The organism is Peribacillus sp. NPDC097295 (genome assembly GCF_044761665.1).
In the GTDB taxonomy this organism is placed as follows: domain Bacteria; phylum Bacillota; class Bacilli; order Bacillales; family DSM-1321; genus Peribacillus.
Genome location: NZ_JBIWCW010000001.1, coordinates 95,797 through 118,917 on the forward strand (window position 1 = coordinate 95,797; position 23,121 = coordinate 118,917).

Consider the following 23,121-nt stretch of genomic DNA (forward strand, 5'->3'; position numbering starts at 1 on the left):
TATCCTATTTATATAGAAGTGTCTATTTGTTTCCCTTAACAGGTACAATTGCTATTATTATCTCCAAATATGAAGGAAAAAGCACGCGTGAACTCATCATTATTTTCTTGCCAAAGCGATAAAATGCCCCGGTCTTTTAAAACCGGGGTGTTTCGCTTATACACTTTCTTTTTTTGAGGGGTCCAAGGAAGTTAATATCTGTTCGGACATCAACTCTTTATTCAGCGCCTTGTCCAATACTTCTTTTACATTCGTAACAGGGATGATATCGATCCCTTTTATTTCTTGGAGGAGTGGCTGCATATTTTCCGCTGGGATAATAACGGTCTTCGCCCCAGCCATTTTTGCTGCCTTGATTTTCGGAATGACGCCTCCGATCGGTTTAACTCCGCCATGAATGCTAATCTCTCCAGTCATCGCTACCATATGGTCCACAGGGATTTTATAGATGGCCGAGTAAATGCCCGTTGCCATCGCTATACCCGCTGACGGACCATCCACAGGGCTACCTCCCGGGAAGTTAACATGGATATCAAATTGATCCGCCGGTACACCCATGGAACGCAAGACGGTGATAACATTTTCTATCGAGCCCTTGGCCATGCTCTTGCGACGGATGGATTTCCCATTTCCACCACCGATGCTCTCTTCTTCGACAATTCCGGTGATATTGATTGAACCTTTTTCATTAGAAGCAGCCATCACGGTCACTTCTATTTCCAACAATGCACCACTATTAGGACCATAAACGGCTAGGCCATTGACAAGACCTATTTTGGGACTGGATTCTATTTTCCGGTCCATTCTCTGCGTTAATTGGCTGCTATGAGCCATCCAATCAATATCTTCTTCCCTAATGAAACTCCGATTTTCATTGATCGAGATACCAGCCAATGTTTGAATCATATTGACAGCTTCCCTGCCATTTCGGGCGTAATCCGATATCGACTCAAGCCCTTTTTCACTGATTGTAATACCTACCTTATCTGAAGCATTTTTAGCCACGGATATGATTTCCTCACGGTCAAGTTCACGGAAAAATACTTCAATGCATCTCGACCGAATGGCTGGGGCAATTTCATTTGGCGTTCTGGTAGTAGCACCAATCAAGCGAAAATCGGCAGGTAGACCATTCTTAAAAATATCATGGATATGGGTAGGTATGTTTTGATTTTCTTCTTGATAATAAGCACTTTCGAGAAACACTTTCCGGTCTTCCAGCACCTTTAGCAACTTGTTCATCTGAATGGGATGAAGTTCACCTATTTCATCAATGAATAGCACGCCACCATGAGCATTACTGACGGCGCCCTGTTTTGGTTGAGGGATACCTGCCTGCCCCATGGCTCCGGCACCTTGATAAATTGGATCATGTACAGAGCCTATTAAAGGATCTGCAATTCCCCGTTCATCGAATCTAGCGGTGGTAGCATCCAGTTCGATAAAGACCGCAGACTTTTTGAATGGGGACTTTTCATTTTTCTTGGCTTCTTCCAAAACGATTCTTGCTGCTGCCGTTTTCCCTACTCCTGGAGGTCCATAAATAATCACATGCTGAGGATTCGGACCACACAAAGCTGCTTTTAAAGATTTGATGCCATCCTCCTGGCCGACGATATCTTTAAAGGTAATCGGTCTCACCTTTTCAGACAATGGCTCCGTTAATGAGATGGACCTCATCCTTTGCAACTGATCCATTTCCTTTCGTGAATCACGGTTAATAGAAACTTTTTGCGTCCGCTGGCCTTTTAATAAATTCAAAAAATATAAACCAATCACAATCCCAAAAAACAGCTGAATAAATAATGCAATCCCTGTCCAATTCATCGTTTTCCCTCCTGCTACTGCCTTGTCATTTCTGATAGTATCTCCTAGCGGAGGGCGAAATAATCCAATAAATAAGGGATGTAAATTTTGGTGTTTAATCATAGAACCGGAGATGTGTAACTTTGTTGAAAAAGCAAAAAAACTGCCAGACGAACTGGCAGTTTTGTGACTATTAAATTAAGCAGAAGTTTTCTTTTCTTCTCCCTGGATGGTAGTACCATCTTTAAGTACAAGCTTCGGTGTTTCATTTTTCGCGATTGTGTTACCTGTGATTACACATTTAGCAACATCATCACGTGATGGAAGATCGAACATCACTTCAAGGATAATACCTTCAATGATGGAACGAAGTCCACGTGCACCTGTTTTACGTTCAATCGCTTTTTTAGCGATTTCACTTAGTGCTTCCTGTTCGAATTCCAATTCTACATCATCCAGCTCAAGTAATTTTTGATACTGTTTCACAAGAGCATTTTTCGGTTTTGTCAGAATCTCAATCAAAGCTGCTTCGTCCAATTGCTCCAATGTAGCAATAACTGGAAGGCGGCCGATGAATTCCGGAATCAAACCAAAACGAAGTAAATCTTCAGGAAGAACTTTAGAAAGCAATTCTTTTTCTGCAATATCATCTTTTTTAACATCAGAACCAAAGCCAATGACTTTTTGACCTAAACGGCGTTTGATGATTGGTTCGATGCCGTCAAAAGCACCGCCACAGATGAATAAGATATTAGTCGTATCGATTTGAATGAACTCTTGATGAGGATGCTTACGCCCACCTTGTGGCGGAACGCTAGCCACGGTACCTTCAAGAATTTTCAGCAAGGCTTGCTGTACGCCTTCACCGGATACATCACGTGTAATAGATGGATTCTCGGATTTACGGGCTACCTTATCGATTTCATCGATATAAATGATTCCTTTTTCCGCTTTCTCCACATCATAATCAGCTGCTTGGATCAGTTTAAGAAGGATGTTTTCTACATCTTCCCCAACATAACCAGCTTCCGTTAATGAAGTTGCATCGGCAATAGCAAAAGGAACATTTAATAGACGTGCCAAAGTTTGAGCAAGAAGCGTTTTCCCGCTTCCTGTCGGTCCTATAAGAGCAATATTACTTTTAGAAAGCTCGACGTCATCAACTTTGCTATTGGAATTAATACGCTTATAATGATTATAAACAGCAACAGCTAGAGATTTTTTAGCCTGTTCTTGTCCAATCACATATTCGTCCAGAATCCCACGGATTTCCTTAGGTTTAGGTACATCTCTGAATTCTACTTCCTCATCAGTACCTAGCTCTTCTTCAACGATTTCAGTACAAAGCTCGATACACTCGTCACAAATATATACACCTGGACCAGCTACCAGTTTACGGACCTGTTCTTGAGTTTTTCCACAAAAAGAACATTTTAATTGTCCCTTTTCATCATTAAATTTAAACATGTACGTTCACCCCTTTAAATACTCTTCCAACTCTAGCGATGTATATGGCGCCTAATCCAAAATGGAGCAGACACACAACTACTTAAGCGTTCCAAAATCCCTAGTATGTTTTGCATTCTATCACGTTCTTGGATATTTTGTAACAAATACGCTCACTAACAAGTTGTCCAATAAGTACAAAATTTCATTTCATATGTATGTTTCCATTTATCAGTATATCCAAACTCTTCGGTTTTTAAAAATAGGTTTTTCTGTATAAATATGTATATGCCGCGTTAGAACTAATCTACACTGAAATGAAAAAAAAATCAATCAGAAACTATCTGATAGTTAAAATTACCAACAAATTCTTAATATGTATAAAACAAGGCACGATTACTCGCGCCTTGTTCTTTGAAAGAAATATTTACAAACCGTTACTTAAAAATAAATTATTTTGCTTCAACTGTTTTGCTGTTTTCCACCAAGAAGTCAATTGCTTTCTTAATTTTAAGATCGCCTTTGATGTTTTCTAGGTTTCCAAGAGCTTGTTTGATCGCGTCAACTTCCATGTTGTACATTGTAGCCATTTGAGCCAGTTCAGCTTCAACGTCTTCGTCAGTTGCTTCGATTTTTTCAACTTCAGCGATTGCTTCAAGAGTCAAGCTTGTACGAACTTGTCCTTTAGCTTCTTCTTTCATTTGTGCTTTTAAAGCTTCTTCGTCTTGACCTGAGAATTGGTAGTAAAGTTCTAAGTTTAGGCCTTGAGATTGAATGCGTTGAGAGAACTCATTCATCATGCGGTCTACTTCGTTAGAAATCATAGCTTCAGGAATGTCCATTTCTGCACCTTCAACAGCTTTACCGATTACAGTGTTTTGTACGAAGTTTTCTTCTTCATGTTTTTTGTCATGCTCTAATTTATGTTTAGTTTTTTCTTTTAGTTCAGCTAACGTTTCAACTTCTTCGTCAACGTCTTTCGCGAACTCATCATCCAACTCAGGAAGTTGTTTTGTTTTGATTTCGTGAATTTTCACTTTGAATACAGCTGGTTTACCTGCAAGTTCAGCAGCATGGTATTCTTCAGGGAATGTAACTTCGATGTCTTTTTCAGCACCTGTTTCAAGACCAACAAGTTGCTCTTCGAAACCAGGGATGAATGAGTTAGAACCGATTTCTAGTGAATGGTTTTCTGAAGCTCCGCCTTCGAATGCTTCACCATCAACAAATCCTTCAAAATCAAGAACGACTGTATCGCCTTCTGCAGCTTGTCCTTCTTCTTTAACAACAAGTTCAGCTTGACGTTCTTGCATTGATTTCAATTCGTTATCAACGTCTTCGTCAGTTACTTCAGTATTGAATTTTTCCACTTCAACACCTTTGTAATCTCCTAATTTAACTTCAGGCTTAACTGTTACAGTAGCCGTGAAGATTAGGTTTTCGCCTTTTTCCATTTTCTCGATGTCGATTTCTGGACGATCTACAGGCTGAATTCCAGCTTCTTCGACAGCATTTGCATATGCATCAGGAAGGATGAAATCAAGAGCATCTTGATATAATGATTCTACGCCGTATTTCTTTTCGAACATTTGACGTGGCATTTTACCTTTACGGAAGCCAGGTACGTTTACTTGTTTTACTACTTTTTTGAATGCTGCGTCTAAACCTTCGTTTACTTTTACAGCTTCTACTTCGATTGTTAATACGCCTTGATTACCTTCTTGTTTTTCCCATTTTACAGACATGTGTTTCCCTCCAAAAAGATCTATATACTTCAATAATAAGCATTGGATGAATATGCTTTGCAAGTGTTAACAAGTCATCCTTCAAATATACCCAAGAAAAAAATTGGGAATTCGTCAAAATTAGACGATTATACATTACAACCACTACATTATAACACAGGTTCAAACCGTTACAACAGCAATAGGTTAAATAATGGGGTAAGAAATTTCTTCGATTTCTTTTATTTGGGCCAGAATATTCATAACCGATTCCCCACCAACGGAATAATTATCCGATATATCCTCGACCAGATTTTCCCCAGTCATATACTGTTCCGCTAACGCATGATAGGCAGCCGCCCATACAGGAATCTTTTCTGGTTCTGGTTCAAATGGATACAACAGAAAGGAATGCCGTTCAATTAAACTATGCACCATTTTAAATAAACTCGGGTTTTTCTGACTGATTTCTTCTTCAATTAGGGCCTTTATCGTTTTTGAAAAATGAGTTTCCTTCCATTCTTCCAACTCGCTCGGAATGACAACCTGGGATTCACCAAATTTTTTAACAGTCACTTCTTCGTTATATTCCTGATCGATAAGTATGTTAAGGAGCATGGTTTTGAAAAAGGGATGCCCTACACTTTCTTGAAGAAACTGCTCGATTTGTGGGATAAATGGTCGAATGTTTAGATTCGTTAGTTTTGATATCACTAGCAACATTTCTTGATCCGTTTTCCCACCGAACAACTCTTCCTGTTGCAGTTCTTCTTCAAGAAGCTGTTTACCCCTGTCCGATTCCTCTTTTTTTTCTTCGAGTGCCCGTTTGCTGAAATGAAGCATTTTTTCAAAATGCTCTTCTTGGTCAAACGGTATTTGATTTTCATCAAATAAAAGTTCAATCGTCGTAATCATTTCCTGATGTTCATTTAATTGTAGTAGAACCATCAAATAGATGTTAATCAATTGAAAATAGTCCCCAATTCCCTTATTAAGCATCTCTTGACACAATTCTTTGGCCTCTGCATAATGTTCAAGCTCGACAAGGGATACAACTAAACCCATACAGACTTCATCATTATCCGGCTCAAATTCCCGTGCTTGACTGAAGAGGAGAGCTGCCTCTTTAAAATTCCTGTTCCCAAGCTCATCCAGCCCTTTAATGATTAGCCTCTCCCCCAGGTTTGGGAAGGCAATGACCTTGGAATCTTCCTGGTTCTTACCATTATTATCAACCATCCTAGTTTTTCACCTCGCCGTTCGCATTTTGAAAGATAGTTTAGCATGTAATAGAACGAAATTCAAAAATCAGTCACCTCTCCATGAACGTCTATTAACCCACACAAACAAACGAGCTTCCTATTTTAAGTTAAAAGGAAGCTCGAACCCTATATTCTTTATACACTTGACATGGCGTCTTTTTGATTTTCATAAACTGATATCCTATCATCGTACTGAAGCGTGATCGAGATTTCATCCCAGCCTTTGACCAGCATTTCCTTCCAATAAGGATGTATCTCGAAGCTCGCCTCAAACCCTTGGTCATCTACCACGGTTTGATTGGGAAGATCGATCGTCAATTCATAGTCAGGGGCAGAAACTCTCTCCATCAGGTACTGGACTTGCTCTGGAGTTAACGCGATGGGGACCATCCCATTTTTCATGCAGTTGCTTTTGAAAATGTCCGCATAAGATGGGGCGATGACAATATCAAAACCATAATCTTTCAACGACCACGGTGCATGCTCCCTTGATGATCCGCAACCAAAATTTTCTCCTGCAATTAATATGGAGGTATCACGATTATGGGGCTGATTCAATTCGAAATCAGGTCGCTCATTGCCATCTTCATCGAAACGCCAGTTATAGAATAAAAATTCGCCAAAGCCGCTTCTTTCGATTCGTTTTAAAAATTGCTTTGGAATGATTTGATCCGTATCCACATTTTTACGGTTAAGGGCCGCCGCTCTTCCTTTATATATCGTAATGGGTTCCATTTCCATTCTACACCTCCAAATGTTTTATTTGATCAATGGATCTGTTCTGTTTTTTTCAAATTTCTTATATCGACAAACTTCCCATATATGGCTGCAGCTGCCGCCATGGCCGGACTTACTAGATGGGTCCTCGCTCCCGCTCCTTGACGTCCCTCAAAATTCCGGTTACTAGTGGAGGCACAATGTTCACCAGCAGGTACAGCATCAGGATTCATGCTCAAGCACATGCTACAACCTGATTCCCTCCACTCAAAACCCGAAGATTTGAAAATTTCATCCAAGCCTTCTTCTTCTGCCTGTCTTTTTACACTCTGTGAGCCTGGTACTACCATTGCACGTACACCCTTTTTAACCACCCTGCCTTCAACCATATCAGCTGCCTGGCGCAAGTCCTCAATCCTTGAATTCGTACATGAACCGATAAATACATGTTGAACAGGGATATCGGTAATCGCCATTCCTTCTTGAAGACCCATATATTCAAGCGCACGGACGAGCTCTTTCGAATCATTGCTATCTCCCGAAGAATTTGGTACACTTCCTTCCACCCCACTAGCCATACCCGGGTTTGTTCCCCAGCTGACCATTGGCGAAATCAAGCTGCCATCAAGGATGATTTCACGGTCATACACCGCATCTGCGTCACTAGCAAGTGATTTCCACTCCTGAACACAACGTTCAAATTCTTCTCCTTTTGATACATATTTACGACCTTTCAAATAGGAGAATGTGGTTTCATCAGGTGCCACTAACCCCGCTCTCGCTCCGCCTTCAATCGACATATTACATACTGTCATTCTTTCTTCCATCGACATTCCTTCGAAAACTTCTCCACAGTATTCAATGATATGCCCTGTTCCAAAGTCGACACCGAATTTAGATATGACATATAAAATGACATCTTTCGCCATGACACCATGACCAAGTTTCCCGTTAACCTCAAGCTTTAACGTTTTCGGTTTTGTTTGCCAAAGTGATTGAGTGGCCAAAACATGCTCAACTTCACTTGTTCCTATCCCAAAGGCAATCGATCCGAACGCCCCATGAGTAGATGTATGGCTGTCACCGCAAACAATTGTCATTCCAGGCTGAGTAAGACCTAATTCTGGGCCGATAACGTGCACGATCCCTTGTTCAGGACTGTCTAAATCAGCAAGTCGGATGCCGAATTCCTTACAGTTTTTATCTAGTGCTTCCAACTGCTTTCTTGCGATATCATCTTGAATGAAATAGCGGTTCACAGTCGGTACATTGTGATCCATTGTGGCGAAGGTTCGATCCGGCCTTCTTACTTTACGCCCTTTTAATCTCAAACCTTCAAATGCCTGAGGGGATGTCACTTCATGAATATATTGAAGATCTATATACAATAAATCCGGTTTATTTTCCTCTTCATTTATAATATGGCTTTCCCATATTTTTTCAATTATCGATTTACCCACTACTAACCACCTCAATCAATTTTATATTTTTTAAAAAACACGGCCTAAGTTTAGGCCGTGAAAGAAGGTTAAGCATAAGCTCCCATGATGTTGGAGATGGCTTCCTGGTCTAATAGCGTCGCTTTTATCTGGGCAATCATTTCTGTTGTAGAAGTAATGGGAGCGTGACCGTTAGCAATATCCCCTGTCCTCAATCCATAATCGAGAATCGTCTCCACCGCTTGCTCGACCGCATCCGCTTCCTTTTCCAACCCGAATGATAAGCGTAGCAACGATGCAGCCGATAAAATCGTCCCAATGGGATTAGCTAAGTTCTTACCAGCAATATCGGGAGCAGATCCATGAATCGGTTCGTATAAATTAGGTCCTTCCGTTGAAATAGAGGCGGAAGGCAGCATGCCAAGTGAACCAGTTAATACGGACGCTTCATCGCTTAAAATGTCGCCAAACATATTTTCCGTCACGATAATATCAAATTGCTTCGGATTCTTTATAAGCTGCATGGCAGCATTATCAACAAGCATGTGTTCAAGTTCCACTTCCGGATAATCTTTTGCGATTTCATCAGCCGTCTCCCGCCACATCCTACTGGATTCAAGGACATTGGCTTTGTCGACCGATGTCACTTTTTTCTTGCGGTCGGAGGCCAATTTAAACGCAAGTTCGATGATCCGCTTCATTTCATCTTTCTGATAAAAGAGAGTATCGACGACCGCGTCTTTCCCCTCACGTTCCACGCGTTCGCTTGGCTTGCCAAAATAAAGGCCGCCCGTCAGTTCGCGTACAATGATGAAATCCACATCTTCAATGAATTCCTTTTTAAGGGGGGAAGATTCCGATAAGCTGGAATAGTAGCTGATTGGACGAATGTTAGCATAGAGATTCAGTTCTTTGCGGATTTTCAACAACCCACGTTCAGGTCTTAAGTGTGCAGGTTCTGCATCCCACTGCGGTCCTCCGACAGCACCTAATAAAACCGCGTCGCTATTCTTACAGATCTCTATTGTTTTGTCCGGCAGTGGCGATCCAGTGTTATCAATTGCCCCTCCACCGATTTCACCATAATGAAATTCAAAATCGTGTCCGTACCTTTGGGCAACGGCTTCAAGAATTTCTACAGCGCCTCTAGTCACTTCTTTCCCGATGCCATCTCCTTGAAGCACCGCAATATTCCTTTTCATCGAAATCTCCCCTTCCTATTGCATGACTGCTTTTTCTTCTAATTCCTTCATGATGACTACACGGTTTACGGCGTTTAAATAGGCTTTTGCCGAAGCTTCCAATACGTCCTGATCAAGTCCGCGTCCGCTCGTTTCCACGCCGTTATAATCAATTTTCACGAAAACTTGCGCTAAAGCATCCATACCGGCTCCCACAGATTGGATTCTGTAGTCCTGTAAGTTGACTTCACTACCCAGACATCTTTCCAACGTGTTATATAGGGCTTCAACACTACCTGCACCTGTAGCAGCTTCCTGAATTTCTTCATTATCGCCTTTTTTCAGCGTAACTGTGGCCGTTGCAACTTGGTGCGTTCCATGTGAAATCTGGAATGAAATCAGATCATAAAAACTGATATTTGTCGCTTTTTCCTCAAGGACTAGGGCCACGATATCTTCGTCCGTCATTGTTTTCTTGTTATCCGCCAATTCCTTGAATTGAACGAATAAAGAATTCATTTCTTCATCTGTTACGGAAAAATTCAATTCTTGCAATCTCTCTTTGAAAGCATGTCGTCCGGAATGTTTACCTAGCACAAGTGAATTAGATGAAACACCGACTAGTTCCGGTGAAATAATTTCATACGTCGTTTTTTCTTTTAACATGCCATCTTGATGAATCCCGGATTCATGCGCATAGGCATTGGCTCCGATAATGGCTTTATTCGCAGGAACCTGCATTCCCGTCAACCGGCTAACTAGATCACTGGCCCTTTTGATTTCATTTAAGACAAGACCCGTTTCCGCTTCATAGAAATCTTTTCGGATGTAGAGAGCCATCGCCACTTCTTCCAGCGCTACATTCCCGGCGCGTTCACCAATACCATTTATCGTCCCTTCTACTTGTGTTGCTCCACCTTCAATGGCAGCCAAGGAGTTAGCCGTTGCCATTCCAAGATCGTCATGACAGTGTGCAGATAGGCTTACCTTATTAATAGAAGGAACGTTTTCGCGTAGATATCGGAAAATGTTCCCGTATTCTATCGGAGCTGCATACCCTACTGTATCAGGAATATTAATAACCTTTGCCCCAGCTTGGATTACCGCTTCGACGATTTCTGCTAAATAGTCAAGTTCAGTTCGACTGGCATCTTCAGCCGACCATTGTACGATTGGAAAACGCTCTGCCCCGTATTTGACCATGGCAACCGCTTTTTCAATCACTTGTTCTTTTGACATTTTCAGCTTATATTGACGGTGAATGGGCGACGTGGCAATGAAAGTATGCAATCTTGGTTCCGCCCCAACTTTTAATGAGTCCCAAGCAGCGTCAATATCTCCCTTTACAGCGCGCGCCAGCCCTGTAACAGAGCTGTTTCTGATTTTGCGCGCGATTTCCTGTACAGAGTTGAAGTCTCCTTTGGATGCTGCCGGAAAACCGGCTTCGATAATATCCACACCCAATCTTTCAAGCTGATAAGCAATTTCAAGCTTTTCGGTAAAATTCAAATTCACTCCAGCCGATTGCTCCCCATCACGAAGCGAAGTTTCAAAAATATTAATTTTTCGCAACGGCTACCACTTCTTTCTCTGATTGTTGTGGTTTCACGAATGGCATCATTTTTCTTAATTCACGACCAACCACTTCGATTTGGTGTTGGTTCTCCCGATTGTTAATAGCATTGAAGACTGGACGGTTTGCTTGGTTTTCCAAGATCCAACCTTTGGCGAATTCACCTTCTTGGATATCTTTTAGGATAGCTTTCATTGCCTCTTTGGTCGTTTCCGTTACAACGCGTGGACCAGAAACGAAATCTCCCCATTGAGCTGTATCGGAAATTGAATAACGCATGTTCTCCATGCCACCTTCGTACATAAGGTCAATGATCAATTTCAATTCATGTAAACACTCGAAGTACGCAACTTCCGGTTGGTAACCAGCTTCCGTCAATGTCTCAAACCCGGCTTTCACAAGTGAAGTTAAACCACCACAAAGCACTGCCTGTTCCCCAAAAAGGTCTGTTTCTGTTTCTTCTTGGAATGACGTTTCCAATCCACCCGCTCTTAAAGAACCGATTCCTCTAGCGTAAGCAAGGGCCAATTCTCTCGCTTCACCCGTAACATCTTGATAGATTGCGAATAATGCCGGTACCCCTGCGCCTTGTTCATATGTACGGCGAACAAGATGACCTGGACCTTTTGGAGCCACTAATAACACATCAACATCTGCCGGTGGAACGATTTGATTAAAGTGTACATTGAATCCATGTGCGAACATTAATGCTTGACCTGCTTGCAATACTGGTTTAATTTCTTCTTGATAAACTTTCGGTTGAGTTTCATCTGGTAAAAGGTTCATGATTACATCCGCTTGTTCCGCTGCTTCTTTTACTGTATAAACATTGAATCCGTCCTCTACTGCTTTATCGAACGATTTCCCTTTTCTGATCCCAACGATTACATCAACGCCGCTGTCACGTAAGTTTTGAGCATGCGCGTGTCCTTGTGATCCGTATCCGATTACTGCCACCTTTTTATTATTGAAAAAATTCTCATTTGCTTCTGCGTTATAATATACTTTTGCCATAATTAATACATCTCCCTTTTCTTATCAGTATAGTTTGGTTTTATTTTTATACGATTGTTGCACTTTTTGCATATGACAACTGCATTCCACGTGGAAAGGCTGCTGTCCCGGTCCTTGCCAATTCCTTGATTCCATAAGGTTTAATGAGTTCGATAAAAGCTTCGATTTTGTCTGATTCCCCAGTGATTTGAACCGTAAGGCTATCTTTACTTACATCTATTACAGATGCCCGAAAAGGTTCAATTACCGAATAGATTTCCGGTCGGGTCTGGCTCGTCACCAATATCTTGATGAGCGCCAGTTCCCTGGCCACAATTGCTTGATTGGTAATATCAATTACTTTAAGAACTTCAATCTGCTTGTTTAATTGCTTTGTGATTTGTTCAATGACCGTTTCGTCATCGACATCGACCACGAAGGTCATCCTTGAAATACCTTCCTGTTCGGATTTTCCGACAGTCATACTCTCAATGTTATAATTCCTTTTCGTAAATAGGTTCGTAATCCGGTTAAGGACGCCTGGCCTGTTGTTCACCGTAAGGCTTAGAATTCCCCTCATTGCTTAAACTCCTTCCATTTCATCCAGGCCTTTTCCTGATGCTACCATCGGAAAGACATTTTCCTTTTGTTTGACACGGAAATCGATCAATGCCGGTCCCTCCGTCGCAAACGCTTCATCGAGGTAAGCACTGGCTTCTTCCTCCGTGGTCGCTTTAAACCCTGGGATTCCATATGCTTCAGCCAATTTCACGAAATTAGGCTGAGATTGGAAGACGCTATGTGAAAAGCGATTATCATGGAAGAGTTCCTGCCACTGCCTTACCATTCCTAACGCGCCGTTATTGATGATGATGATCTTAATCGGCAAATTCATTTCAGCAATAACCGAAAGTTCTTGAAGACACATCTGGAAACCACCATCTCCTGATATCGAAAGAACGGTCGCTTTCGGATTGGCCAATTGTGCACCGATCGCGGATGGTAAGCCAAATCCCATCGTACCTAGACCACCGGAAGTGACCCATGAATTCGGTCGGTTAAAGGGATAATATTGGGCCGCCCACATTTGATGCTGTCCTACATCCGTCGTAACAATTGCTTCCCCATTCGTTTTTTCATGAAGCATTTGAATGACACGCTGGGGTTTCAGAATCCCTTCTTCTTGGGTATAACGTAAGGGGAATTCTGCATTCCATCCTTTCAGCTGGTTAGTCCACTCCGTAATATCAGGCTTTTTTCCACTTTGTACTATTAACTCCGTTAGAGCTTCTTTTGCACTGCCGACAACAGGAATTTTGGTCGGTACGTTTTTTCCGATTTCCGCGGGATCAATATCGATATGGGCAACTGTTGCTTGCTGTGCAAATTTCGCTAAATTCCCGGTCAAACGGTCATCGAATCTTGCACCCACATTTATTAAAAGATCACATTTCGATAACGCCATGTTAGCTGCAAAACAGCCATGCATGCCACCCATTCCGATAAATTGCGGATGATCGGCTGGAAAACCACCAAGGCCGAGCAAGGTGTGAACAACTGGTATGCCCTGTTGTTCGGCATATTCCTTCAACAGATGGGAAGCTTTTGCATGCAAGACACCAGCGCCAGCAAGAATGACCGGTCTTTTCGCACCACTTACAGCTTCAACAAGCTTTCTAATCTGCAAGTAATTCGGCTTTGTCGTTGGTTGATAGCCCGGCAGGTCCATCTCCGGCTCTTCCTCCATTGACTTCCCTTCCAAAATTGCCATATCTTTAGGAATATCTATTAAGACGGGACCCGGTCGTCCACTTGAAGCAATATAAAACGCTTCTTTAATGATACGTGGGAGGTCTTCCGGCTTTCTCACTTGATAGTTATGTTTTGTAATGGGAGTCGTGATTCCAAGTACATCCGCCTCCTGAAAGGCATCCGAACCAATTACGCTAGTAGCTACCTGACCCGAAATAACAACAAGTGGTAGAGAATCAATCATTGCATCCGCCAAGCCGGTAACAATGTTCGTTGCTCCTGGACCGGATGTGACAATAACCACTCCCGGTTTGCCGGTAATCCTGGCGTATCCTTCTGCTGCGTGAATCGCACCCTGCTCATGTCTTGTCAAGATATGAAATAGCTCTGAACTATACAGCTTGTCATAAATCGGCAATACAGAACCACCAGGATAACCAAAAATGACTTCAACATTTTCCTTTTTCAATGCTTCCATCAAAAACTCGGCACCACTATAATGTGTCTTTCCACCTCGATCAGCCACTACTGCTTTCTGTGTCATTCGTAAAGACCTCCTCCGCTTTCTCGCTCAATAAAATTCAAAATATTCGGATTTTTCAGCATACAAAAAAGCCTTTTCACCCCAAATGTACTTGCACTTAGCAAGTTAAAGGGGTGAAAAGACTTTATCGGTCGTTCCACGGTACCACCCTTTTTCGCATGAACTTCCACGCGCACTTTGAATGGATTACACCATTCTCTGTTTTGGTAACGGGTACTGGTACGCACCCGTTCAGCTCTACTAGCATGACTTTCAAGCTGAAACTCCAAGGTGAGTTCATCTTTTGGGACAATACCGGTTCTCAGCAATCCGGCTCTCTGTGAATGCCTTGCAAAAAGACTACTTATCCTTTTCAATGTTTTCGCATTATTCTATTTTTTAATCCAATTATGTTTGATGTCTTGTATTTGAGATTATCTTACTCGCATTTTGGACTGCAGTCAACAGCTATTTAATGAATTTTTTGATAATTCTAAATTATCAACTTTATTGTATGCGCTTCCATCCCTACTATTATCCTATTTTCATCAAAAATACAAGATGGAATTTTATCGTTAAGAAATATTAAATTCCTTAATCGTTAATAAATAGAACATGTCACATAAAAATCTCAGTAAAGAAAAAAACTTAGTCAAATAACTTATTCCACGTATTTTTGCCTACCACCCCATCTGCTTGTAAACCATGTTTTTTCTGAAAGGCCATAACCGCATTTTTTGTTTTAACCCCGTATATCCCGTCAATCTCTTTAGAAGCCATACCAAGTTTCTGTTGAATCTTTTTTATGTTATTACCATGCATTAGTGGACTTTTCACTTTATAGATGGTCCCGGGAAAGGGTGTACCTTTAGGAGCTTTTTTAACTTTGGACACCAACTTAGGTCTCTTCCCATTTTGAAGCTCCTTTATAGATAAACCACCAGTCATTTGAAGATGTGGGTAATCACGAAACGATGAGAAATCTCCGCCCCAAGCAAATCCCAAGGACTTCGCAATGGCTGCCACCCGTTTCCATTTACTATTGACCGTCCATATAGTCCTACGACCGTCATCGCTCACTATAACAAAATCCAGCGCCAAACCATAGTTGTGTAAAGATTCACCAGCTCTAGCATTGGTCACAATCGGCTTAGACCTGTCCGTCCGTCCTTGAGCATATAATTTATTTTGCTCTGCAAAACTCCGGTACCCCGATGTAATCTGAACGTAAATTTTCTCCTTATACGCTAATTTAACCACTTCCAGGATCGATTCTTTAACAACCGAGTTCATACCGCTCCCCATATTTTTAGTCGCCCGGTCTAATAGGGTCTTCAATTTAATAGTCATACTATCGCCTCCCCTATATCTAATGCAACCAAGCCTGTTTTTGGAAAGGCATTATCCCAAAGAATCTGAATTTAAGAAAAACGTGTCGTTAAACATGATTTATTGGAGGCTTAAAAAATGAAAAAGGGCTCGATGCATAGGCTAAGAATGAGAATCCACCCTTTTCCTTGCATCCAGCCCTTAACTTATTTAGCTAAAACATCTTCGTAATCTGCATTTTTTTCAAATTGCTTTTGAACGAATGTACATTCAGGAACAATCTTCAAATTTTCCTCACGTGCCAGTTCAATCACTTTTTCAACCAGCGCATTCCCAACCTTCTGCCCTCGCAGCTTATCGGAAACAACTGTGTGATCCACCGTAATTTCTTTATCACCTGATTTAAAGAACGTAATTTCAGCCAACTTCTCACCGAAATCCTCGACGAAAAATGACCCTTCACCTTTTTGGATATCTACCATTTTGATGACCTCCTTTTTCTCTTATATCATATAACATAATCTGGTTATGGAACAAATGATTGATAGAGCCTTCAATACAGGTCTACTTAACGCCTTTTCTACCCACCCCACATGTATAAGAAAAAATATCCACATCGGACTATAAAAAATGCCCTAATTATATAGGGCAGATGGTTACAATTTAATACATAGAAAATACAAAGAACTGATATTTAGGGAACTCCACACACTTCTACATAGAGTCGCCCTAATCTATCAGCCTAACCTGTCATTACCCGTTTCTCTTAAGGAGGGAAAATGCTCTAAACATCGAACCAACGAACATAAGCCCCGATCCACCAAGCAATAAATAAATGCAAACTGTCTTATTGATAACATCCAAGGGATAAAGAAGGGCACCTAGCGCGAGCAAAACCCCGATTCCCGTTATAAACCATCCAAACCGCTTCATGTGCAACTCCTAAAATTGATTATTTATCAAGCTCTCAGCCTTCATTTTACTATACCCAAAAGATTAATGGGCTAAAATTTTAATATAGGTGAAGTTCCACTCTACCACATAAAGATCTCACTTGGTCACCCTCAGCAATAATCCACCCATATACCCTTAAAAATATACTCCTATAATATTCCTCTCAACAAGAAAGGCAAATTGAGTTTAATTCCCCATGTGAAAAAACTTGCCATCCATGTATAATTATCATATCTCAATAATAAGCTATGTATATTCATATCAAGCTTTAGAGGAGGATATATCAATGAACTCAGATCACGGAAAGGTTGTTTCTTCTATCCAGAACCCTGAAATACATAAAGAACTATATAACATTTCAGCAAAATTCAATATATCAATGCTTCAGTTACGCGATACCATTGATTCAATTTTGGAGCATCAGTCCAGCAAGATCCCACTTCAAAGTGAACAAGAAGTAATTCGATCACCACTTGAAGAAATAAACACCGCAATAATCAAAAACCGGGAAATCATTAATAAAAATCTACAAACCTTGAATAAAGATTGAGTCAAAAAATGAATCTTAAGCAGAAAAAAGCATCCAACTCTTTGGATGCTTTTTTCCTCTTCCTAAATGAACCTGGTTCATTAATTAGGAACAAATTTGAGGATTCCTTCTAGGTAAACCCCTTGGTTTTGCGACTTACACTCTCTTAGTTTAATTCTTCCCTCTTGCTCTAACTCCTTGGCTAGTTGAACTACTTTAGTTCCATCTTGGGCTATCTCTACTGAAAAGAAGTTCCCTCGCGTGGAAGTTTGAATGAATTTGAATAAGCTATCTTTATTCATCTAAACATCTCCCTTATTCCTATACAGTTCGACATAAAAGATAATCCACCTTCTCTAAAATAGAAATATAGACAAGTTAGTTAAGAAGAAAAAAAGCAATGGATCTAAGGGCGTACATCGTTATCTCCAGGATTAGAAATATCCTTCATTCGATACCCACTATTTAAAATGGTTTATCCTTTTACGGAACCACAATGGAAGTTACCTGATCAGGAGTAAGTGGGACTTTAAACATATGACTGCAATTAATACTCAGAAAAGAAAAACAGCCAAACCCTCAAAAAGGATTTGGCTGTTTTTTATAGTGTCCCAGGAGAGATTCGAACTCCCGACCGACGCCTTAGAAGGGCGTTGCTCTATCCAGCTGAGCTACTGAGACATTTCACGGAATTTATGTATGTATCTTAATCTTCCAATAAGACAATTCTTATTATAGTGAAATACCAAAAGAAAGTCAACTATTTTTGTATTTATATGTATCGGTTTCTTTTTTTGCTTTAATCGCTTGAGAAAAAATATTTCAGTTGAAGATAAGTGAAAACTACAAGCATTCAAACGGAACTTCTATTCCCTTCATTTTCCCTAATATTTCGCTAAGAAAAAGAGTAAGATCCATAACGAAAAACAGCCAAACCCTCTAAAAGGATTTTGCTGTTTTGGTAGTGTCCCAGGAGAGATTCGAACTCCCGACCGACGCCTTAGAAGGGCGTTGCTCTATCCAGCTGAGCTACTGAGACATTTTATGATATAAGTTGCGGTAACACTTATGTATTAACGTTACTTAACTGTTCCCTAAGGACAATTCTTATTATATTAGGATATTAAAAGAAAGTCAATGGTTTTTGTGAAAAACTTTTACTTTTTTAGAAAGCAGGAAGCGAGGAATGCTTCCTGTTCATTATACCATATGTTAGTCGATTTTATAAGCTTTATTTAGTTCCTCAACTGTATTTCCTTCAAGATCGTAATAGGAAAGTTCGAGTTGATTTTCTACCATATTCAATACGGCATACGTTTTTTCTTTTCTTCCCCGAGGCTGGCGAATACTTCCCGGGTTGATGAATAGCCTACCGTCAATCATTTCAGAACCTGCTGCGTGAGAATGGCCAAAGCAAATTATATCAGCGCCGGCTTCTTCACTTTTATAAGACAAGTTCATCAACGTCATCTTAATGTTGTATAGATGTCCATGAGTTATGAAGAAGCGCTTGCCAGCAATATCCTGGATGAGATCGTTAGGCAAGCCACCCTCATCACAATTTCCCTGTACCGCCAAAAATCCCTCAAGAAGTGTGTCTTTGCTTTCAAGTTCTGAATCCCCGCAATGAATCATCGCTGTAACTTCTTGCCTATGACGGTCAGTAATCATTCTTATTTCATCAGTTAGGCCGTGGCTATCACTCATTATCAGCACTTTCATAGTCACATTCCTTCTTCCTGTTTAAGGAATTCTTCCAGTTTTTCATCTAATGCTTTCAATGCATTAGCACGGTGACTAATATTATTTTTTTCTTCTTTTGTCAATTCGGCATTTGTTTTTCCCTGCTCTTTTACAAAAAAGATGGGGTCATAGCCAAATCCATTAGATCCTGAAGGTTGTTCAGTGATTAATCCTTCCATCGTCCCTGAAACGGTAATCGTGTCTTGATTGGGAGAAGCCAATGCCAATGCGCAGTAAAACCTTGCCGTTCTTTCCGCTTGGGGTACTCCCTTTAGCTCCCTCAATACCTTTTCCGTGTTTGCCTCATCAATCTTATCTTCGCCCGCATAACGAGCAGAATAAACGCCAGGACGGCCATCTAATGCATCCACGATTAACCCTGAGTCGTCTGCGATGACAAAATGACCTAGATTATGGGCAATAGCTTCTGCTTTAAGAATTGCATTTTCTTCAAACGTCGTTCCGGTTTCCTCAATATCCGGTGCGTCCGGTAGGTCTAGAAGAGTCTTGACCTCATATCCTTTTGCAGCGAACATGTTTTTAAATTCGTTTGCTTTTCCCTGATTTTTTGTCGCGATGATTACAGTTTTCATTTTCTCATCTCACCTTTTACGTTTTATCGTCGCTGGCTCCTGATGGTGCAAAGCCATTCTTCGTTCATTCAAAAGCAAGTTGGTGCATCTCATTTTATGTAGGCATGTCCTTGAAGCCAGACGAATTCTCCGTTACCTGTCATGATGAAATTCATAACGACAAGGCAATTAGAGGATTCTTTATAGAGCAAGTTTATCACAATTCCAGCTGCTTCAATAATCATGACACCTATGGCCGATAATTTTTATACTGATACGTAGAAAACCAGAAGAAGAGGCAGCTATAAGCCTGCCTCAATCATTCTTTCTATATTTTAAAACCGTCCTCTAAAAACTGCCTGTGTTCACTTTTTCAGGACGGCTTACCGGTTCCGATAATGGTTTTCCTTCTTCATTTAGAAGATCTGCACTCCCCTTAACCTGAACCTCCACGCTTTCGATCCCCTTTTGCTCCGTTAAGGATAGAACCAAAGAATCAAGTACGTCCTTGGAAACCTTTTTCTCTTTGAAACTTCCCAGTATATTTTCATTGAAGTTTAGGACTACCTTTCCATCTGCAACCTTAGGATCATCAAGTAATGCAACATCACTCATGAAACTTGTTTGCAAGTTAGAACCCGCTGGTCCCTTCGTCAATTCCTTAATGGCCGCTTTCACGTTATCCGACTCCTTTTCACTCACCCTGCGTGTTACAGGTACATAATATGAATATTCCTCGTCCCCGCCGATGTAATAGACCGTCAATGCTTTCGAGTTCGAAATATCGATTACATCACTCGCATCGATATTGATGCCTGAAGCCCGAGAGATATTATCGTCTATCGGTGTGCCATTTACCGGCATTTCCGATATATCTTCCCCATTAATCCTTAACTGGATTTTATCAACCGAATCGAATTGGGTCAGCGTCCAGGTGATGGCTTGCAGGATTTTCAGTTCATCCTCTTTTTGATAGTTTTTAAATTCTGGTGAAAAATCGGCAACTGCTACACCTTCTTTTATGTTCACGCTTATTGAAGTATCTGCAGGAATCACTGCACGGAAGCCATTTGGCAGTTTATCCGTGACCGGCCCGTTAGCCACTAAATAATCCAAGGCCTGTTTAGCGACTGCCTCGGACTTAGGAAGTTCCAAAGTCTGCGGGACTACATATCCACTTTTATCAATTAAATAAAGCTCGGTCTTAACTGTTTGTTCAGTTGCCGCATCTTCTCCATCCGCTACAGGCTGCTGCTCCCCATTAGGTTCTTCCAACGAAGCTTCATCCTCCACTAAAGAAACATCCTTAGGGGGATCGATTTCCTTTTTTTCGCCAGCTCCGAACAACCCGCAGCCAGAAAGGAAAAGGGAAGAAGCCAGGATTGTCACAGCTGCTGTTACTTTTGATTTATTGGACATAAAATCACTCCTAGGACAGTTTGTACTCCTATTTATACGAGCCCTAAGCAAAAATAGACCAATTATTTTCCCTCATCTTTAAGTAACTGAGCCATCTCCATACATCATTCCTTTTTATTCAAATCAAAAAGACCTCCATATGGAAGTCTTAAAGATGGTCGATTTTAATGGTCTCTATCGTATCGATTTGTATGCCAAGCCAACTCGATGCAATTGCTCCAAATATGTCTCTAGAACCTGTTGTATAAAAACGATGAACAGGTATCCTCTTGCTTCGATTGCTTAATCGGTAGTAATCCAAAATGACACTCGCTTCACGGGCAGTCTCTTCACCAGAGGAAATGACTTGTACCTTTTCTCCCATAAATTTCGATATCACCGGACCTAACAAAGGGTAATGGGTACAACCAAGGATCAGCGTATCAATATTCATTTTCTTAAGCGGATTCAATGTTTGCGCTACGACCCTATCGACTATTTTCCCTTGAAACTCCCCGCTTTCCACAATGGGAACGAATTTCGGACACGCTAAACTATCCACTTCTACACCTGAATTAATGGATGCCAGTGCGTCATCATAGGCTTTGCTCTTCACCGTGCCCTCTGTTCCTATCACGCCTATATGTAGGGAATTGGAAACCTTTAGAGCAGCCCTCGCCCCAGGGTGAATGACACCAAGTACAGGAATCGGTAGTATCGCCCTAATTTCATCCAGCACTGCAGCGGTGGCTGTATTACAAGCTATAATCAGCATTTTGATATCCTGTTTCATTAAGAAACGGGTCATCTGCCATGTAAAGTTTTTGACATCCTTCTTCGACCTCGGTCCATACGGGCATCTAGCCGTATCGCCTAGGTATATTATATTTTCATTCGGTAATTGACGCATGACTTCTTTAGCCACAGTCAGGCCACCGACTCCAGAATCAATAATTCCTATTGGTTGTTTCAACAATCTCGCCTCATTTTTCGTTCATTTCTTGATGAAATACTAAGCTGAAGGGAACTAAGCCTAAGCTCCTTGCCTAACTTCATGAAACTTATCATACTACCATTTTGGGAGAAAGTGAATTAAATTTCAAGACAGAAGTTCTATGACATTCAGAAATTTTTCCCATAAAAATAAGCAACATCCAAGGAAGTCGAAACATGGAGATGTTTCATCCTTCCTTTTATGTTGCAAATGAACGGGAGAGTATAGATATATAAGGCTTACGTATTATAAATTACAACACATTAAAGCTTAAGTTCTCCCATACGAAGGAGCTCTATAACTGCCTGTGAACGTCCTTTGACTCCAAGCTTCTGCATCGCATTCGATATGTGGTTCCGAACTGTTTTTTCGCTAATAAACAATTCACCTGCGATATCTTTTGTTGTTTTGTCTTGTACTAGTAACTCAAATACTTCTTTTTCTCTTTTGGTGAGTAGTGGCTTATGAGTGAATTCGTTCTCCTTCAAGTAATGTTACCCTCCTTGCCTTCACCAGCATAAAACCCGGAGTGGGTGTCTATTTAGTCAAGATATAGTATGTCGGCTATGCCAAGGGAGTGACTCTTTTACTTGTCTAATTGAGATTTACTTTTAAAGTTGTTTGACACTTGTTTTTGACATCCAGTTTTTCATTTCTTCGGCCAAAGGAACTGGCTTCCCGGTCGCTTTCGATACTTGGACGACCGTCCCCCTGCCCGTGAAGCAAACCGTACCATCTTCTTTAGTTCCCAAATAATGAATATCAACGGAAGAATTGCCGATGCTGGCCGCTTTTACGTGAATCGTCAATTGATCGTTAAAGAATACTTGCTGAATATAATCACATTGTAAATCGGCTACAACCGGAATCAGATCACTTTCTGCTGACGACCAGTCCATCATGAATCCCATACTATTAAAATACTCGATCCTCGCCTCTTCAAAGTAAGTAAAGGGCACTGTATTATTAAGATGTCCGAACATATCCGTTTCAGAAAAACGGACTTTAATGTCATGTTTAAAAGAAAACTCACTGCTCCACTCTTTTATATTTTCGATATATGGTATTCTGCTCAATGTGAGAATCCTCCTTTAATATGAATGACTATTCATTCATTTTATAAGAAAAAACAGACAATGGGAAGATATTTTAATTGTTTTTTTCGAAATCAACTTACCCTCAAATG

Annotated in this window: 23 protein-coding genes, 2 tRNA genes and 1 other annotated feature; of the genes, 1 reads left to right on the top strand and 24 read right to left on the bottom strand. The window is 40.9% G+C overall.

Going from position 1 to position 23,121, the window contains the following annotated elements:
* Nucleotides 1–156: 156 nt before the first annotated feature.
* From lonB to ACIQXN_RS00520, 14 genes are all read right to left on the bottom strand, one after another.
* On the bottom strand, nucleotides 157–1,827 hold the full coding sequence (lonB, locus tag ACIQXN_RS00455; protein WP_402960632.1) for an ATP-dependent protease LonB: 1,671 nt from the start codon (nucleotides 1,825–1,827) through the stop codon (nucleotides 157–159).
* A gap of 177 nt (nucleotides 1,828–2,004) precedes the next feature.
* Nucleotides 2,005–3,273 carry an ATP-dependent protease ATP-binding subunit ClpX gene (gene clpX, locus ACIQXN_RS00460; protein ID WP_402960634.1) on the bottom strand — a complete coding sequence of 423 codons (1,269 nt, stop codon included), beginning with the start codon at nucleotides 3,271–3,273 and terminating at the stop codon, nucleotides 2,005–2,007.
* A 431-nt stretch (nucleotides 3,274–3,704) separates the two neighbouring features.
* Complete coding sequence (gene tig, locus ACIQXN_RS00465) at nucleotides 3,705–4,997, bottom strand: trigger factor (RefSeq protein ID WP_402960636.1); 1,293 nt, start codon at nucleotides 4,995–4,997, stop codon at nucleotides 3,705–3,707.
* A 186-nt stretch (nucleotides 4,998–5,183) separates the two neighbouring features.
* Entirely contained in the window at nucleotides 5,184–6,215 is a 1,032-nt protein-coding gene (locus ACIQXN_RS00470) for a tetratricopeptide repeat protein (RefSeq protein ID WP_402960638.1), read from the bottom strand.
* Between the two features lie 158 nt (nucleotides 6,216–6,373).
* Nucleotides 6,374–6,973: a 3-isopropylmalate dehydratase small subunit gene (gene leuD / locus ACIQXN_RS00475; RefSeq protein ID WP_402961698.1), complete on the bottom strand. Its 600-nt coding sequence runs from the start codon at nucleotides 6,971–6,973 to the stop codon at nucleotides 6,374–6,376.
* 32 nt (nucleotides 6,974–7,005) lie between these two features.
* Nucleotides 7,006–8,415, bottom strand: coding sequence for a 3-isopropylmalate dehydratase large subunit (gene leuC, locus ACIQXN_RS00480; protein ID WP_402960640.1), 1,410 nt, complete (start codon nucleotides 8,413–8,415; stop codon nucleotides 7,006–7,008).
* Nucleotides 8,416–8,483: 68 nt separating this feature from the next.
* A complete protein-coding gene (gene leuB, locus ACIQXN_RS00485) occupies nucleotides 8,484–9,596 on the bottom strand; it encodes a 3-isopropylmalate dehydrogenase (RefSeq protein WP_402960642.1) in 1,113 nt (370 codons plus the stop codon).
* A gap of 15 nt (nucleotides 9,597–9,611) precedes the next feature.
* On the bottom strand, nucleotides 9,612–11,147 hold the full coding sequence (locus ACIQXN_RS00490; protein WP_402960644.1) for a 2-isopropylmalate synthase: 1,536 nt from the start codon (nucleotides 11,145–11,147) through the stop codon (nucleotides 9,612–9,614).
* Nucleotides 11,134–12,162: a ketol-acid reductoisomerase gene (ilvC, locus tag ACIQXN_RS00495; protein ID WP_402960645.1), complete on the bottom strand. Its 1,029-nt coding sequence runs from the start codon at nucleotides 12,160–12,162 to the stop codon at nucleotides 11,134–11,136. Before ilvC ends, ACIQXN_RS00490 begins: the two co-directional genes overlap by 14 nt.
* A 46-nt stretch (nucleotides 12,163–12,208) precedes the next feature.
* A complete protein-coding gene (ilvN, locus tag ACIQXN_RS00500; RefSeq protein WP_402960647.1) occupies nucleotides 12,209–12,721 on the bottom strand; it encodes an acetolactate synthase small subunit in 513 nt (170 codons plus the stop codon).
* Between the two features lie 3 nt (nucleotides 12,722–12,724).
* A complete protein-coding gene (ilvB, locus tag ACIQXN_RS00505) occupies nucleotides 12,725–14,437 on the bottom strand; it encodes an acetolactate synthase large subunit (protein WP_402960649.1) in 1,713 nt (570 codons plus the stop codon).
* 106 nt (nucleotides 14,438–14,543) lie between these two features.
* Nucleotides 14,544–14,802 (bottom strand) — a binding site (T-box leader).
* Between the two features lie 262 nt (nucleotides 14,803–15,064).
* Nucleotides 15,065–15,766 carry a peptidoglycan-binding protein gene (locus tag ACIQXN_RS00510; protein WP_402960651.1) on the bottom strand — a complete coding sequence of 234 codons (702 nt, stop codon included), beginning with the start codon at nucleotides 15,764–15,766 and terminating at the stop codon, nucleotides 15,065–15,067.
* Between the two features lie 185 nt (nucleotides 15,767–15,951).
* Nucleotides 15,952–16,227, bottom strand: a complete 276-nt coding sequence (locus ACIQXN_RS00515) for a GNAT family N-acetyltransferase (protein ID WP_402960653.1) — start codon at nucleotides 16,225–16,227, stop codon at nucleotides 15,952–15,954.
* A 271-nt stretch (nucleotides 16,228–16,498) separates the two neighbouring features.
* Nucleotides 16,499–16,678, bottom strand: coding sequence for a hypothetical protein (locus tag ACIQXN_RS00520; RefSeq protein WP_402960655.1), 180 nt, complete (start codon nucleotides 16,676–16,678; stop codon nucleotides 16,499–16,501).
* A 307-nt stretch (nucleotides 16,679–16,985) separates the two neighbouring features.
* On the opposite strand from ACIQXN_RS00520, the gene ACIQXN_RS00525 reads away from it, so the two are divergent.
* A complete protein-coding gene (locus ACIQXN_RS00525) occupies nucleotides 16,986–17,249 on the top strand; it encodes a hypothetical protein (RefSeq protein WP_402960657.1) in 264 nt (87 codons plus the stop codon).
* Between the two features lie 80 nt (nucleotides 17,250–17,329).
* Here ACIQXN_RS00525 and ACIQXN_RS00530 read toward each other — a convergent pair whose 3' ends face one another.
* From ACIQXN_RS00530 to ACIQXN_RS00575, 10 genes are all read right to left on the bottom strand, one after another.
* On the bottom strand, nucleotides 17,330–17,530 hold the full coding sequence (locus tag ACIQXN_RS00530) for a hypothetical protein (RefSeq protein WP_402960659.1): 201 nt from the start codon (nucleotides 17,528–17,530) through the stop codon (nucleotides 17,330–17,332).
* Nucleotides 17,531–17,835: 305 nt separating this feature from the next.
* Nucleotides 17,836–17,909 (bottom strand) — tRNA-Arg (locus ACIQXN_RS00535).
* A 284-nt stretch (nucleotides 17,910–18,193) separates the two neighbouring features.
* Nucleotides 18,194–18,267: transfer RNA gene (locus ACIQXN_RS00540), tRNA-Arg, on the bottom strand.
* A 173-nt stretch (nucleotides 18,268–18,440) separates the two neighbouring features.
* Complete coding sequence (locus ACIQXN_RS00545; RefSeq protein ID WP_402960661.1) at nucleotides 18,441–18,950, bottom strand: metallophosphoesterase family protein; 510 nt, start codon at nucleotides 18,948–18,950, stop codon at nucleotides 18,441–18,443.
* Nucleotides 18,951–18,952: 2 nt separating this feature from the next.
* On the bottom strand, nucleotides 18,953–19,564 hold the full coding sequence (locus ACIQXN_RS00550; RefSeq protein WP_402960663.1) for an XTP/dITP diphosphatase: 612 nt from the start codon (nucleotides 19,562–19,564) through the stop codon (nucleotides 18,953–18,955).
* 89 nt (nucleotides 19,565–19,653) lie between these two features.
* A complete protein-coding gene (locus tag ACIQXN_RS00555; protein WP_402960665.1) occupies nucleotides 19,654–19,788 on the bottom strand; it encodes a hypothetical protein in 135 nt (44 codons plus the stop codon).
* 103 nt (nucleotides 19,789–19,891) lie between these two features.
* Complete coding sequence (locus tag ACIQXN_RS00560; protein WP_402960667.1) at nucleotides 19,892–20,962, bottom strand: GerMN domain-containing protein; 1,071 nt, start codon at nucleotides 20,960–20,962, stop codon at nucleotides 19,892–19,894.
* A 148-nt stretch (nucleotides 20,963–21,110) separates the two neighbouring features.
* Nucleotides 21,111–21,914, bottom strand: a complete 804-nt coding sequence (gene racE, locus ACIQXN_RS00565) for a glutamate racemase (protein WP_402960669.1) — start codon at nucleotides 21,912–21,914, stop codon at nucleotides 21,111–21,113.
* A gap of 284 nt (nucleotides 21,915–22,198) precedes the next feature.
* Nucleotides 22,199–22,423, bottom strand: coding sequence for a helix-turn-helix domain-containing protein (locus ACIQXN_RS00570; protein WP_402874572.1), 225 nt, complete (start codon nucleotides 22,421–22,423; stop codon nucleotides 22,199–22,201).
* Nucleotides 22,424–22,546: 123 nt separating this feature from the next.
* Nucleotides 22,547–23,011: an acyl-CoA thioesterase gene (locus ACIQXN_RS00575; protein WP_402960670.1), complete on the bottom strand. Its 465-nt coding sequence runs from the start codon at nucleotides 23,009–23,011 to the stop codon at nucleotides 22,547–22,549.
* Nucleotides 23,012–23,121 lie beyond the last annotated feature (110 nt).

Excerpts from the sequence above, each read along its gene's own strand:
- lonB (WP_402960632.1), bottom strand. The coding sequence starts at position 1,827 with ATGAATTGGACAGGGATTGCATTATTTATTCAGCTGTTTTTTGGGATT.
- clpX (WP_402960634.1), bottom strand. The coding sequence starts at position 3,273 with ATGTTTAAATTTAATGATGAAAAGGGACAATTAAAATGTTCTTTTTGT.
- tig (WP_402960636.1), bottom strand. The coding sequence starts at position 4,997 with ATGTCTGTAAAATGGGAAAAACAAGAAGGTAATCAAGGCGTATTAACA.
- ACIQXN_RS00470 (WP_402960638.1), bottom strand. The coding sequence starts at position 6,215 with ATGGTTGATAATAATGGTAAGAACCAGGAAGATTCCAAGGTCATTGCC.
- leuD (WP_402961698.1), bottom strand. The coding sequence starts at position 6,973 with ATGGAACCCATTACGATATATAAAGGAAGAGCGGCGGCCCTTAACCGT.
- leuB (WP_402960642.1), bottom strand. The coding sequence starts at position 9,596 with ATGAAAAGGAATATTGCGGTGCTTCAAGGAGATGGCATCGGGAAAGAA.
- ilvC (WP_402960645.1), bottom strand. The coding sequence starts at position 12,162 with ATGGCAAAAGTATATTATAACGCAGAAGCAAATGAGAATTTTTTCAAT.
- ilvN (WP_402960647.1), bottom strand. The coding sequence starts at position 12,721 with ATGAGGGGAATTCTAAGCCTTACGGTGAACAACAGGCCAGGCGTCCTT.
- ilvB (WP_402960649.1), bottom strand. The coding sequence starts at position 14,437 with ATGACACAGAAAGCAGTAGTGGCTGATCGAGGTGGAAAGACACATTAT.
- ACIQXN_RS00510 (WP_402960651.1), bottom strand. The coding sequence starts at position 15,766 with ATGACTATTAAATTGAAGACCCTATTAGACCGGGCGACTAAAAATATG.
- ACIQXN_RS00515 (WP_402960653.1), bottom strand. The coding sequence starts at position 16,227 with ATGGTAGATATCCAAAAAGGTGAAGGGTCATTTTTCGTCGAGGATTTC.
- ACIQXN_RS00520 (WP_402960655.1), bottom strand. The coding sequence starts at position 16,678 with ATGAAGCGGTTTGGATGGTTTATAACGGGAATCGGGGTTTTGCTCGCG.
- ACIQXN_RS00525 (WP_402960657.1), top strand. The coding sequence starts at position 16,986 with ATGAACTCAGATCACGGAAAGGTTGTTTCTTCTATCCAGAACCCTGAA.
- ACIQXN_RS00530 (WP_402960659.1), bottom strand. The coding sequence starts at position 17,530 with ATGAATAAAGATAGCTTATTCAAATTCATTCAAACTTCCACGCGAGGG.
- ACIQXN_RS00545 (WP_402960661.1), bottom strand. The coding sequence starts at position 18,950 with ATGAAAGTGCTGATAATGAGTGATAGCCACGGCCTAACTGATGAAATA.
- ACIQXN_RS00550 (WP_402960663.1), bottom strand. The coding sequence starts at position 19,564 with ATGAAAACTGTAATCATCGCGACAAAAAATCAGGGAAAAGCAAACGAA.
- ACIQXN_RS00555 (WP_402960665.1), bottom strand. The coding sequence starts at position 19,788 with ATGATTATTGAAGCAGCTGGAATTGTGATAAACTTGCTCTATAAAGAA.
- ACIQXN_RS00560 (WP_402960667.1), bottom strand. The coding sequence starts at position 20,962 with ATGTCCAATAAATCAAAAGTAACAGCAGCTGTGACAATCCTGGCTTCT.